Raw genomic sequence first — 12449 nt, 5'->3', positions numbered from 1 at the left:
GAGAGTTTCCCTTTCACAAGTTGACCGGAGGCGTGGTGATCGAGGTCAGCGTTGCCGTCGCAATCAGGATCAGCAGAACGGCCACGGTTTCGATTTGAATTGAGCGGCGCAGGTGGGACGCAGCAGTGGGGTCGCAAGAGGCAAGCGCCGGAACGAACCGCCATTTGTTGAGGGCGGCGAGGAACATTAAGCCTGCCACCACCCCGAGCTTGGCGAGAAGCGTCCAGCCGTAAGCTGTTGAAAGCAGCGCCGAGAGTGATCCGGTCATGAGCCATGCAAAGATCAAACCAACGACAATGAGCAGTGCGACCGTCACGCTGGCGATGGCTCCAAAGCGATGAAGCATCGATGCCCCATCCCGCTGGCCGACCGCGCGACCGAGAGGGGCCAGTGCGCCAACCCAGAACGCCGCCGCCAGAAGGTGCAGCGTCAATAACGACGCGAGCAGCCAGCGGGGGTCACCAAGAGAATGGCCGACGAACGTGTAAGACACCGCAATCAAGAGCGCCCCGATCAGCCCCGCTCCGAGGCCGACGACGCCTCTTATCAGCAACATGATGACCAGAAGTTCACCCAAAACGCGCCAGATTGCGGTTGTCCCGAGCGGACTGTCCCAGACAAAGCCAAGCATCATAGGATCGAACGCCCCCGGCAAACCCATCCCGGAGATACGGGCGGCCCGGATGCCAAACCGGAATGCCAGCACCGCAAGCCCGATCAAGGCGGCGATCACAGCGATTTTCCGAGCTAGTTTCTGCACATCGGAGGATGCGTTTGGAAAGGCCAGAATGAATAGTGGCCCTCCCATTGCAAGAAGCGCCGCGCCGTAGCCCGCTGCCTTCGCAATGATGGCCGCAATGGCCCATGCGTCGATTGGTGCCAGACCTTCCACGCGGATCAATCGGCTACTTTGAAGCCGAAGGTGCCCTGCATGGGGTGACCGTCTGCAGATAGACCACGCCAATCAACCGTATAGGCCCCGTCGGGCAGATCAGCAGGTGGCAGCGCACGGAACTCCGTCACGGCATCCATGCCGGTTTCACGCTCAATATCCACTTCCCCGTCCGGTCCAGTCAGCGTAATCGCGGTCACGCGCATTGGATCATCAAAGCGCATTTCGATGGCTTCAACCGATGCTACTGTCGCCTCATTTGCCGGAGTTGTTTCTTCGGCTTTGGAGTGCGCCCAGGCACCGGTCGCGGTTGCGATCAGCGCAAGGATTGCAAAAATGCTTTGTTTCATTGTCTGTTTTCCATTTCGTCATGACGGGCGCGGACGTCGTCCGGCCAAGTCGATTTGATGTAGCTGAGAACGGCGATAATCTCTTCATCGCTCAGAACGCCTTCGTAGATTGGCATGTTCGAAGCGTAGTCGGGATCGCCGATAAGTGCGCCCGTTCCGTATTTGGTCAGCCGAAACAACGTGTCCCCGTCATGGTGCCATGTGTGTCCGGTTGCATCATGGGGCGGTGCGGGGAGGCGTCCATCATCACCAGGCGAGCGCCAATTGGCTTGGCCTTCCAGGTTAGCCCCGTGACACGAGGCACAATTCGCCTCATAGACACTCGCCCCGAGTGCTACGATTACCGGATCGGTATCTTGCAAGACAACCCGATCAGTTTCAGCCAAGACCGTGGTGTAGGCATAGAGAGCGGCCCCTATCAGAGCCGCTCCTCCACCAGCTATGACTACCCGCCGTTTCACAAACCGGCCTGATAAAAGACTTCGCCATCACCCGCATCGCCGCCGAAGGCGATCACGTCATAGCGCGCAGTTGGATCATTTCCCATGCCGGGCGAGCCGCCGGGCATTCCCGGAACAGCGATGCCTGTGACGTTCGGGCGCTCTTCCAGCAGTTTTGCAAGTGCAGCAAATGGCACATGGCCCTCGACGACGTAGCCGTCGATCATAGCGGTATGACAGGCCCACATGTTGCCGGGAATGTCCGCGTCCAATTTCACGCTTGTGACGTCCGCAGTGTCGGTAACTTCAATGCCGTAGCCTTCCTCGCGGGCCAGTGCCACCCAAGCGCCGCAGCATCCGCATGTGGGACTTTTGGTAACTTGCATGGTGCCGTAGTCAGCCATAGGTGAATGGCTATCGGCGTGGGCTTTGCCCGCCCATCCAAAGGATGCCAGTCCAAGGGCAAGTGCAGCGGCGGGTGTTAAAGCCAGAAGTGTCGTGATCGATTTCATAAGTTTTTCCTCTCGAAAGATGCGTGCCCATATATAATGGCTGCGGGCAAAGCCCGTTTTGGTGTGATGACTAATCTTTGCTGCACCACGGAGAGGCACAGCAGGTATCACACCGCGCGGGGTGGATCGAGAAGACCGGATGGCTGAATACCGTTCAGCAGTATGCCAGACGCGCAGACTATATCTTCGACCGAACTCGGCGGAAGGCTGGCCAGTTCCGATGCCGGAAGCAGCGCTGGCACAGCATGACAGGTCTGCGTGCGTTCACTGCTGTCCTGACAACATGCGGGTTGTTCATCCGCCATGATTTCAGCCGCAGCGTGGTTATGATCGGTAGACGGCATATGTCCCGCATCCATCGCTCCGGAGAGCGATGCGGATAGCGTCAAGATGACGACCATGATGAAGCGAGCCATAGACATGAAACATACCTATATGGGGTATGTATGGTTTTGCAAGTCGCACGTCTGTTACCTGCTGTCGTAGCATATCAATGCGCGTGGGCATCTTCCCCAAGCGCCATCATCAAGTGATGCTCACGATGATGATCCTGACTGGCCATCAATCCAAAGAAACCAAGACCCTTGATCCGGGCGACAACAGCGGGATCATCGCTAGTCACCCGCAGCTCCATGCCGTCATTGGTTTGGGTGGCTTCTACAGTCCAGCGATCATCACGCGCGAGCTGCGAGGCATGGGCAGGCACCATCCGCCGAAGCGTCGCGATTGTGGCGGCATCGCCAGTGGAGATGGCGCTGATACCGTCCGGCAGGTCAGTTTCCGTCACAATGGCGTCGGATACCAGCCGGTCCATATCGACCAAATGCGCTCGCAAGCCAGTCAGATCAACCTTTGCCCAATCCGTACCGGGATCGGCTTCTAACACGCGTACGACTTCCGACAATGACGCGAAAGCCCCTTGTCCGGGTTCCGACAATACATCGCCAGTCGCTATCTGCTCCTGGCCGTGTGCTGAATGATCCATGCCATCACAGTGTCCGGTATGGTTGGTCTGCGCAATCGCGATCGTCGCGCCACCAGTCAATGCCATTGCTGTCAGGATAGTCTTTGCCCGCATGTCGTGCCGCCTTTCAAGTTGTCACGGCACTCTATCCGATCTGCATCATTCGCCGTATGATCTTTATCATGTCAGACTGGGTTCATATTTTTGACGGCGCGCCCATCCGCAAAGTCGCAAAAGGCGCGGCGGTGTTCCGACAGGCGGACAGGGTAAATTCGATGTATCTGGTGCGATCCGGCGCGGTCGCATTGGAGCGCCCGCTGAAAGATGGTGTGCCGCTGACACTGCACGTTGCCACGGCAGGCATGGCTTTGGCCGAGGCGTCCTTGTTTGCGAAAATCTATCACTGTGACGCTATTGCGCGCTTTGACGCCGAAGTTTCCAGCATGCCTCGTGCTAAGTTTTTGAGCGCTATCCGAAACATGCCGGAGGCTGCCCTGAGCTTAATTGAAACCCATGCAAAGGAAGCGCAGGCGCAGCGGGCGCGGATTGAAATCCTGCGTTTCAGGCGTGTGGCGGATCGGCTTGATGCTTGGCTGGACCTTCATGGCAAACCGCCTAAGGGTGAATGGCTCATGGTGGCAGAAAGGATCGGCGTTTCGCCACCAGCGCTTTATCGAGAGCTGGCGCGGCGAAAAGATGTTTCAAACCCTAAAAGATAAATGGAGAGTCTGGGTCCGGTAACATCAGACCCAGACCAGTGGTTCACATGTCTGCCATAAGGGCTGCGACGCTGTACATTCCGTCGTCACCTTTGACCAACATCATCGTGATTGGTGCGCCAACTTCGATTTCACCCATCATTTCCGCGTTTTCCATAAGCGGCATATCCATCGTCATTGCTGGCCAGCCAATTTCAGGAATCGGATCATGGCTTACGTTAACGGTGCCTTCGCCAAAGGAATTCACCACTGCTTTCACATGAACGCCGTCTTCTACCATCGTCTCGTCCATCGCCATGTTGCCATGGTCCATCGTCGAATGATCCGTGGATTGGGCCATCGCCATGCTTGACGACAAGATAATACCAGAGATCAAAGTAAGGGTCTTACGCATAACATTCTCCTGTTTGGGTTGCGTTTTTATGGGTCCGACGATCATTCGCCCGGAACCGCATTCGGTATGGAAGCTGGCGCATCGATGTAATCCGCCGCGAGTTCACGATTGACCCGGGACAGTGCGAAGCGTTTCCAGATCACAAAGATTGATGGGATCACCAAGAGGGTCAGCAGCGTTGCCGTAGCCATGCCGCCAACCATCGGGGCTGCAATCCGCTGCATGATTTCGGACCCCGTGCCATGGCCGTACATGATGGGGATGAGGCCCGCAAAGATGGTCGCAACGGTCATAATTTTGGGGCGCACTCGCAAAAGCGCACCGTCAAAAACGACTTCCTCAACATCTGTGGGTGTGAGAGCGCGACGTTCAAGCGCTGCACTGTCTTTGCGTTTTTCCCAAGCCAGGTTGAGGTAGAGCAACATCACGATAGCGGTTTCAACTGCGACACCAGCAAGGGCAATGAACCCAACGAGGACTGCGACTGAAATATCGAAGCTGAGATACCAGATCAGCCAAACGCCACCGGCCAGGGCGACCGGCAAAGCCGCAAGGATGATCGCGACTTCGGTGACGCGGCTGAAAGCCATAAACAACATCAGCGTGATGATGAGAAGGGTGGCGGGCGCGACGAGCTTCAGTCGATCCTGCATCCGTTCGATATATTCATACTGACCCGACCATGTGATCGAATATCCCGGCGGCAGTGTCACCGTTTCAGCAACAAGCGCGCGGGCCTCGTTTACATATCCACCCAGATCGCGACCCGCGATGTCGATGAACACGAAGCCTGTGCGACGAGCATTTTCGGACCGGATCATCGCGGGTCCATCAACAATCAGAATTTCGGCTAAGGTTCCTAGTGGAATATGCGCCCCCGATGGTGTGACAACCGGCAGATTGCGCAGGCGTTCGGGGCTGTTTCGCCATTCCTGCGGGTAGCGCAGGTTGATCGGGAACCGTTCCAACCCTTCGACGCTTTCAGAGACCTGCATACCGCCAATCGCCGTCTGAACGACATCTTGGACATCGCGAACGCTCATCATGTAGCGCGCCGCCGTATCCCGATCGACGTTGATTTCGATGAACCGGCCCCCGACTGGACGTTCGGCATAGGCCGATGCGGTCCCGTCAATCCCTGCAACAGCCTGCTCGATTTCGATGCCAATGGCTTCGATTACACTTAGGTCTTCACCGGAAATCTTGACGCCAACGGGCGTCTTAATTCCTGTTGCCAGCATATCGATGCGGTTTTTGATCGGCTGTATCCACACATTCGTAACGCCGGGAATTTGCACCACGCGGTCAAGTTCTTCGCGGATCAGCTCCATCGTCATGCCCTCGCGCCATTCCGACTCGGGGCGCAATTGCACTGTCGTTTCTATCATGGTGAGAGGGGCGGGATCCGTCGCTGTGTCTGCACGACCAAGTTTGCCGTGTACGGTCAGAACTTCTGGCACTGTCGCGATCAGACGGTCAGACTGTTGCAAAACCTCACGTGCTTTACCGATGGACACACCGGGATAGAGCGATGGCATATATAGGAAATCACCCTCGTTCAGTTCAGGCATGAATTCCGTTCCGATCCGTTGCAACGGCCATACCATCGACGCGACAAGACCAACGGCAAGCATCGTAGTCGCCCAAGGCCATGCAACTGCTGCGTCCAAAAACGGGCGATAAATCCAGATCACCAAACGGTTCAGCGGGTTCTTTCGCTCCGGCATGATACGCCCACGCACGAAATACCCCATCAAGACCGGCACCAGCGTCACCGCGAGGATAGAGGCCGCAGCCATCGCGTAGGTTTTGGTGAACGCCAGCGGTTTGAACAACCGCCCTTCCTGACTTTCCAGCACGAACACCGGAAAGAAGCTGACAGCGATAATGGCCAAGGCGAAAAACAGAGCGGGACCGACTTCCTCACAGCATTCAGTTACGATTCGCCATCGGTTTTGCGGTGTCAGCGGTTCTTTTTCGATCCGCCTGTGCATCGCTTCGATCATCACGATTGCCGCATCGACCATAGCCCCGATGGCAATCGCGATGCCGCCCAAGGACATGATATTCGCGTTCACACCCTGAAATTTCATGATGATGAACGCTACGAAGATACCAAGCGGCAAGGACAGCACGATCACCAGCGACGAGCGGATGTGCAGCAGGAATGCGGCACAGACCAACACGACAACGATGAATTCTTCGGTCAGTTTCTTTTCGAGGTTTTCAATTGCACGCTCGATAACACCGGCCCGGTTGTAGGTCGTGACCAGTTCGACGCCTTCGGGCAGGTTTGGACGCAGTTCTTCGATCCGCGCTTCGACAGCTTGGATCGTGGACAGTGCATTTCCGCCCCACCGCAGGATTACGACACCACCTACTACGTCGCCTTCACCGTCAAATTCACCGACACCGCGTCGTAGCTCGGGCCCGAGCCGAATGTCAGCGATATCTTCTAAAGTGATTGCTGCTCCACGGTCGTTGACGATCAGCGGCGCACTGGCAAGATCAGACAGCTCGTCCACATATCCGGTTGAGCGGACCATGAATTCAGCTTCGCCCATCTCGATTACACTGCCACCGGTTTCGCGGTTTGCGCCCTGTATGGCATCACGGATTTGCGCAAGGGTTAGATCAAAGGCGCGTAGTTTGTTGGGATCAACGACGACCTGATACTGTTTGACCATGCCACCGATTGTGGCGACCTCAGACACGCCTTCGACCGTTTGAAGTTCGTATTTCAAGAACCAGTCCTGCAAGGTTCGCAACTCGGCGAGGTCATGGTTTCCACTGCGGTCGATCAGCACATATTGATAAATCCAGCCAACACCCGTCGCATCTGGCCCCAACTGTGGAGAGACGCCTTCGGGCAGGTTAGCGGTAATCTGGCCTAGATATTCAAGGACACGAGTTCTGGCCCAATACAGATCGGTCCCATCTTCAAAAACGACATAGACATAGCTGTCCCCGAAGAATGAAAACCCCCGCACATCGGTGGCACCGGGCACGGCAAGCATAGCCGTGGTGATCGGGTACGTCACCTGATCCTCGACCACTTGCGGTGCCTGTCCCGCGTAAGGCGTTTTGATAATGACCTGCACATCTGACAAGTCAGGGATCGCATCAACCGGCGTTGACCTGATCGCCCAGACCCCGGCAATGGCCAGCATCATCGACAGTGCAAGAACCAGAAACCGATTCTTGATCGATGCGCGTATCAAGGCGGGGATCATTGGCCGACCTGCGGTGCTGTGAGGACGCCAACAAGCGTCATCGAAAAGTCCGCGTTGCGGATCATCAGCAGCGTCAATTCTTCACCCAACGGCAATGAAGCAACATCCAAAGACGGCGACAGACCAAAATCCATCGTCATTCCCGGCATCCCGATACCTGTCATCGGCCCGTGCGAAATATTCGCCATACCACTTGAAGGGTCTACGGTGTTGATTGTCCCTGAAACTTCGATGGGCGGTGCGACAGTTTCCGCTGCGGCCAAGACCATTGTCATCCCATCGGGGCGTTCAAAGGTGAGCGACATTTGTGATCCGACGGGCAAACCAGCGATATCGAGCGTATCCACGAGATCAAAATCCATCGTCATGCCGGGCATGCCAGTTTCTTTGATCATGGCGTGTGTGATAGTTGCGCGGCGGGTTTCTGCGTCTATCGCGTCAATGGTTCCCCCGACAACAATGGGCTCGGCCGCCGTCATTTCCATCGGCATGTCCGCAGCCATGTCCGGTTCAGTCATGTTCGGCTGAGTAGCAGCACTTTCATCGATGGGTCTCACGGCGACGATCACGAACATCCCGTCGGCATCTTCGGTCAAATCGAATGCCACTTGGGTGCCAAGGGGTACTTGACCCGCATCGAGTTCCGACACCGGCATATCCATGACCATTGCGGGCCAGCCAAGTTCCGGAATTGGATCATGGCTCATCGTGAGCTTACCGTCCTCAGTGACGGCCTCGACCATTCCGATCCCCGTCGCGGCGATCCCATCATCCGGTGCAATATCAGACAGGTAAAGCAGACCATCCGCGCCGCGGATCACCTCGAACTTAATTTGTTGGCCAGCCATCAGCCGTGCGACTGCGATATCTGCACGAACAGCAAACGTTGTGTCCATCGAAGGCCAACCGACGCTTTCAAGATCGCCATGGCGAATGGTGGCCATCCGGGTTTGCGGATCAAACGCCAACAACTCTCCCGCTCCGCGTGCAGGTTCCTGATCTGTCGGGGCCATGCGCATCAAACCAGCGCTCAGCGCACTTTCACTGTCGATCAGAAATTGCGCGGACGCCACGACCTCTTCGCCCGGCGCGAGACCCTGCACCACTTCCGTGCGCCCCCCACCGCCAAAGTTGTCGCGCAGGCCCGTTGTCACCAGCCGGGGCGCAAATGTACCTTCACCTGTTTTGAGGATAACGCGCTCGGCACCACCCGTGCGGATAATCGCCTCTGTCGGGACCGTCAGTGCCTGGCGGGTTTCATTGGGCACCAGTGAGACATTGCCGAACATATTAGGCTTCAAAAGCCGCTCGGAGTTGTCCACGCGCAGCCGAACCGGAAGGGTGCGCGTCGCAGCATCCAATTCAGGGTAGATATAGTCGACCTGGCCTTCGAAGACTTGCCCGTTCAAGTGCTCAAACCGTACAAACGCGGTCATGTCATCGCTCATCCGTGCGATATCACGTTCAAACACATCCACAATCAGCCAAACGGTGGACAAGTCCGTCAAAGAAACTGCCCGCGTGTTCGGTTGCAAATACATACCGTCTGCGGCCTCTAGCGCGATAACAACACCGCTCTGAGGGGCGTAGACTTGGAGATTGCGCGCCGCAGTCCGCGTGGCTTCGATCTCTTCAATCTGGCGATCTGACATGCCGTGGCTGCGCAACTTATTGCGCGAAATTTCTAAGAGGCGTTGATTGCCTTCGTCCATAGTGCGTACGTGTTCGGCGCTGGCGGATCCGATGACCGTCGAGAACATCTCGAACAATATGTCACCTTCCAGAACAAGGTCCCCAACAGCACGGACCGTCAATTCCTCGATCCAGCCATCAACGCGGGTGTGAACATGGCTTGTCAGGTGTTCGTCGTAACCGACAAAGCCAACTGTCTCGATGGTTTGGGAGATATCACTGGTTTGGGCAACGGCGGTCCGTACACCAATGGCGTTGATTTCGGCAGCGGATAAAGTGACCGTCGACGGGTCTTCTGACGTCTCTTGACCAGCATAGACAGGGATCAAATCCATGCCCATGGGCGATTGCCCCGGCTCATCGCGCCGGAAATTCGCATCCATCGGCGCAACCCAGTACAAAATTTCTGGGCCAGTATCGCCAGCGATGCTCGTCGGGTTCAGATAGAATCGTTCAGCATAAATTCCGCCAGCTAAACCCGCGCCAAGCGCGAGAATGCTGAGTGCAGCGTAGCGTCCGCTCATGATAGTCTCCACAAGACCCGTTCAGACAGGTCAAACCAATGATCAAAATAGGATCATGTGCGCGAAACACGGCGCACTGATCGACAAGCCGATCAGGCTGCTTTGGGAGGTTTTCTAAAGGTGTCCAAGCTGATGCTGGGGGATCGCACGATTTCGAACGACAAACCAGTGGAAACTAACAATTGCTGCATTTGCACTACGGGGGTCGTCTGGACGGCCGCAACACCAGAACAGAGCATACCGGAGCATGTAGACGCATCCATCATCTCGTGGCTGTCTGAGTTCGTATGATCATGTTGCTCTGCGGAGGCACCCTGTGCCTTGCCAGTCTCATGGTGCATTTCAGCACAATGTTGCTGGCCAAAGGTCATCAACATACTCGAATGAGAGGAACCGGCACTCACAATTTGCGGTATCAGCATAAAAAACATCACACAGATCAGCGTAAGCTGACGCATTGCAAAAGTTGTTCTGACTGAAAAACCGTTTTCCATACGCTGTAGTTAGACGGAAACGCAAAAAGTGCAAGTCACGACTTCTTTAGCTTTCGGAAAAAGGATAATCTAGCGTGTTTCGGTTTTGATGAGCAATGTTAAGCCGCTCGGCAATGACCGCTTCGGTGGCTGAACTGCGTCGCAGCGAATTTCTTGCCGCGCGCGCACAACGATGCTGCGTCAGCGAAGGCGGAAAACTCAAGGTCGGGTTTGTCCGCGTTGCCGTCATCTATGCGCCACGCGGCTAAAGTCTGCTGTGAGTCCAATTGACACCCACCTAGTGACGCTACCGAACGGAGCAGGCGCCAGAAAGCTGCCCACTGACTAGAATGAGTTTATCGCTTGGTTTAATGGTTCTGCAATACTTCTGAAACGAGAATAACCAATGAGATCGCAGCAAGAGGGCTGGCTGGGCATTTCGCGGACGGGATTGATGACACAGAACTTGGACTCTTTGAAAAGTGTTCTCGCAGCGTGAAACCGTCGAGCGCCATGTACCAGCACGACCATTATTCCGTACAATGACTAGGCCCACATACAACTCGACAATCCGCTGCTGAAACAAACTATCTCCTCGTTGGTAAGTCGCTGCAGACGTCAGCCGTGGAGAACTCTATTCAATTTCCACTCGACGCACATAGAGCCTCTTCCTCCGGTCCTTTGCATGTTTAGTTTTGTTTTACCCCCTCCCCCGGGTTGGCTCCCGCTCTTCACCACCACCACGCCCTTCTTGGTAAGGGCGTGGTGGTGGTGTGGGGCGCGAGAGTGAATGAAGCTCTCATTCGCCGGCCAATTCGCCGACCTCAACGATTGGCGTATCGCGGGAGTTAATCTTGACCCTAGTTTTGACCAGAGCCCGGGCGTTGATCCAGGCTCTAATCATCTTCTTGATCCGAGCTTGTTCTTTCCTTGCATCGAGGCCAAGAACCTTTGCGACAGTGTTTCCGACCCAATCATCGGCCTGGTCCGAGAAGCGACACTGCTTCCCATCAATGGCGCGCTGGACACGCAATAGGTCATCCACCGAAATGCCATCGAAAGCATCCGGCGGTTCAAAGCGCTCTACGACGGCTATTTCATCACCCTGTCCGAGATCGAGGGAAACCGTTCGATAGGTCTCCCTGCTTCCGGCGTGTGCGAGATTTGCCTTATCCCGTTGGATGAAGAAATACGTGCCCCTGTCGTCGACCACGCCCCATTCGCGGCGTTCCTTCTCACTGATCTTTTGGATGGTCCTGGAGGAACGCGTTGCGGCAAGAAGGCTGCTTGCGCCTCGGCTGGCTTCCGAAGTCACGTCCATTCCGTTCAGCTTTCGCGTGTGATGGACCAACTCTAGGGCGCAATTGGTGTGGAGAGCCAACCGAGCCAGGCGCTTCGCGATGCGATCGATCTTCCCGTTGTCGGCTTCGTTAACTTGGTGAGCCGAAACGAAAGGATCAATGATAACAACATCGATCTTCTCGCGGCGGATCTCTTCTTCGAGTCTCTGGAAGACTTCCTCGTTCAAGAAGAGATCATCCCGCCTCTCGCTGGCAAGAAGAAGCTCCTGCTCAAGCCCGCTGTCCACATAAAGCCGATCGCCAATGTCGACGGGATTAAGCCCATGGTGCTTGATCGCCGCAGAAACGCGACGCCGCAACTCATTCCTGTCGTCCTCAAGGTTAATTAGCCAGACCCGCCTCTGACCACTGACCCGATGTCCAAGCAGCTCTTTTCCGGAAGCGAGTTCCAGCGCCTGCACCACCATCAGGCTCGATTTACCAACCCCGCCGGGCGCAACGGTCAGTGAAAGGATTCCGCGCATCAAGTGCCAACCGTAGAGCCAATCTCTTCGCGGGATCTGGCTGGGATCCTCCCAGATAAAGCGTGTCGGAGACAAAGATGCTGAGGCCGCAGAGTCCTGTTGCACGCTTTTAATGTATTCGAACTCGAGCGGAAGAGGATTCTTCATCCAATCGTCCTCTTCTGCAGTGCTAGGCTTTTTGCTTACGGATTTTGTCACGCTTGGCGGCTCCTCTCGGCGCGAAGCGCCTCCCATGCCTCAAGCTCGAGAAGACACCACCGCGTCGTCCCAGGGGTAAGTTTGACTGGCGCGGGAAAGTCTGCGTCTGCCTTGCACCACCGCCAGATCGCGGCGCGGTCGACCGCGTAACGTGCGGCCACTTGCTTGTCGGAGAGATAAATCATTTCGTGCATCCTTGTTGCGAGGGATGCACCCCATAATTCACACATTTC

At 55.9% G+C, this 12449-nt stretch carries 13 protein-coding genes; 1 reads left to right on the top strand and 12 read right to left on the bottom strand.

What is annotated here, in order from left to right; all coding sequences use genetic code 11:
• Positions 1-13: 13 nt before the first annotated feature.
• The 6 genes from AC4GMC_RS00345 to AC4GMC_RS00320 form a co-directional block, all read right to left on the bottom strand.
• Positions 14-892, bottom strand: coding sequence for a copper resistance D family protein (locus tag AC4GMC_RS00345; RefSeq protein ID WP_487875880.1), 879 nt, complete (start codon positions 890-892; stop codon positions 14-16).
• 5 nt (positions 893-897) lie between these two features.
• On the bottom strand, positions 898-1242 hold the full coding sequence (locus AC4GMC_RS00340) for a copper resistance CopC family protein (protein WP_487875879.1): 345 nt from the start codon (positions 1240-1242) through the stop codon (positions 898-900).
• Entirely contained in the window at positions 1239-1703 is a 465-nt protein-coding gene (locus tag AC4GMC_RS00335) for a c-type cytochrome (RefSeq protein ID WP_487875878.1), read from the bottom strand. Before AC4GMC_RS00335 ends, AC4GMC_RS00340 begins: the two co-directional genes overlap by 4 nt.
• Entirely contained in the window at positions 1700-2194 is a 495-nt protein-coding gene (locus AC4GMC_RS00330) for a DUF411 domain-containing protein (protein ID WP_487875877.1), read from the bottom strand. The genes AC4GMC_RS00335 and AC4GMC_RS00330 overlap by 4 nt, the downstream gene beginning before the upstream one ends.
• A 107-nt stretch (positions 2195-2301) precedes the next feature.
• Positions 2302-2616 carry a hypothetical protein gene (locus tag AC4GMC_RS00325; RefSeq protein ID WP_487875876.1) on the bottom strand — a complete coding sequence of 105 codons (315 nt, stop codon included), beginning with the start codon at positions 2614-2616 and terminating at the stop codon, positions 2302-2304.
• A 68-nt stretch (positions 2617-2684) separates the two neighbouring features.
• Positions 2685-3272 (bottom strand): hypothetical protein, encoded by a 588-nt coding sequence (locus AC4GMC_RS00320; protein ID WP_487875875.1) that lies wholly within the window; start codon positions 3270-3272, stop codon positions 2685-2687.
• A 68-nt stretch (positions 3273-3340) separates the two neighbouring features.
• On the opposite strand from AC4GMC_RS00320, the gene AC4GMC_RS00315 reads away from it, so the two are divergent.
• The gene (locus AC4GMC_RS00315) at positions 3341-3877 is read left to right on the top strand and encodes a Crp/Fnr family transcriptional regulator (RefSeq protein ID WP_487875874.1); all 537 of its coding nucleotides are present in this window, start codon (positions 3341-3343) and stop codon (positions 3875-3877) included.
• A gap of 43 nt (positions 3878-3920) precedes the next feature.
• On the opposite strand, the gene AC4GMC_RS00310 is transcribed toward AC4GMC_RS00315, so the two are convergent.
• The 6 genes from AC4GMC_RS00310 to AC4GMC_RS00285 form a co-directional block, all read right to left on the bottom strand.
• The gene (locus AC4GMC_RS00310; protein WP_487875873.1) at positions 3921-4271 is read right to left on the bottom strand and encodes a copper-binding protein; all 351 of its coding nucleotides are present in this window, start codon (positions 4269-4271) and stop codon (positions 3921-3923) included.
• Positions 4272-4312: 41 nt separating this feature from the next.
• The gene (locus AC4GMC_RS00305) at positions 4313-7504 is read right to left on the bottom strand and encodes an efflux RND transporter permease subunit (protein ID WP_487875872.1); all 3192 of its coding nucleotides are present in this window, start codon (positions 7502-7504) and stop codon (positions 4313-4315) included.
• The gene (locus AC4GMC_RS00300; RefSeq protein ID WP_487875871.1) at positions 7501-9720 is read right to left on the bottom strand and encodes an efflux RND transporter periplasmic adaptor subunit; all 2220 of its coding nucleotides are present in this window, start codon (positions 9718-9720) and stop codon (positions 7501-7503) included. Before AC4GMC_RS00300 ends, AC4GMC_RS00305 begins: the two co-directional genes overlap by 4 nt.
• 92 nt (positions 9721-9812) lie before the next feature.
• Positions 9813-10214 carry a hypothetical protein gene (locus AC4GMC_RS00295; RefSeq protein ID WP_487875870.1) on the bottom strand — a complete coding sequence of 134 codons (402 nt, stop codon included), beginning with the start codon at positions 10212-10214 and terminating at the stop codon, positions 9813-9815.
• Between the two features lie 778 nt (positions 10215-10992).
• Complete coding sequence (locus tag AC4GMC_RS00290) at positions 10993-12165, bottom strand: AAA family ATPase (RefSeq protein ID WP_487875869.1); 1173 nt, start codon at positions 12163-12165, stop codon at positions 10993-10995.
• Positions 12166-12212: 47 nt separating this feature from the next.
• The gene (locus AC4GMC_RS00285) at positions 12213-12401 is read right to left on the bottom strand and encodes a helix-turn-helix transcriptional regulator (RefSeq protein WP_487875868.1); all 189 of its coding nucleotides are present in this window, start codon (positions 12399-12401) and stop codon (positions 12213-12215) included.
• Positions 12402-12449 lie beyond the last annotated feature (48 nt).

It is taken from the genome of Thalassobacter sp., assembly GCF_982993085.1.
Note: the sequence above shows the minus strand (reverse complement) of the source record. Positions and strands in the feature narration are given on the sequence as shown.

Excerpts from the sequence above, each read along its gene's own strand:
- AC4GMC_RS00340 (WP_487875879.1), bottom strand. The coding sequence starts at position 1,242 with ATGAAACAAAGCATTTTTGCAATCCTTGCGCTGATCGCAACCGCGACC.
- AC4GMC_RS00330 (WP_487875877.1), bottom strand. The coding sequence starts at position 2,194 with ATGAAATCGATCACGACACTTCTGGCTTTAACACCCGCCGCTGCACTT.
- AC4GMC_RS00325 (WP_487875876.1), bottom strand. The coding sequence starts at position 2,616 with ATGTCTATGGCTCGCTTCATCATGGTCGTCATCTTGACGCTATCCGCA.
- AC4GMC_RS00320 (WP_487875875.1), bottom strand. The coding sequence starts at position 3,272 with ATGCGGGCAAAGACTATCCTGACAGCAATGGCATTGACTGGTGGCGCG.
- AC4GMC_RS00315 (WP_487875874.1), top strand. The coding sequence starts at position 3,341 with ATGTCAGACTGGGTTCATATTTTTGACGGCGCGCCCATCCGCAAAGTC.
- AC4GMC_RS00310 (WP_487875873.1), bottom strand. The coding sequence starts at position 4,271 with ATGCGTAAGACCCTTACTTTGATCTCTGGTATTATCTTGTCGTCAAGC.
- AC4GMC_RS00305 (WP_487875872.1), bottom strand. The coding sequence starts at position 7,504 with ATGATCCCCGCCTTGATACGCGCATCGATCAAGAATCGGTTTCTGGTT.
- AC4GMC_RS00300 (WP_487875871.1), bottom strand. The coding sequence starts at position 9,720 with ATGAGCGGACGCTACGCTGCACTCAGCATTCTCGCGCTTGGCGCGGGT.
- AC4GMC_RS00295 (WP_487875870.1), bottom strand. The coding sequence starts at position 10,214 with ATGGAAAACGGTTTTTCAGTCAGAACAACTTTTGCAATGCGTCAGCTT.
- AC4GMC_RS00290 (WP_487875869.1), bottom strand. The coding sequence starts at position 12,165 with ATGAAGAATCCTCTTCCGCTCGAGTTCGAATACATTAAAAGCGTGCAA.
- AC4GMC_RS00285 (WP_487875868.1), bottom strand. The coding sequence starts at position 12,401 with ATGATTTATCTCTCCGACAAGCAAGTGGCCGCACGTTACGCGGTCGAC.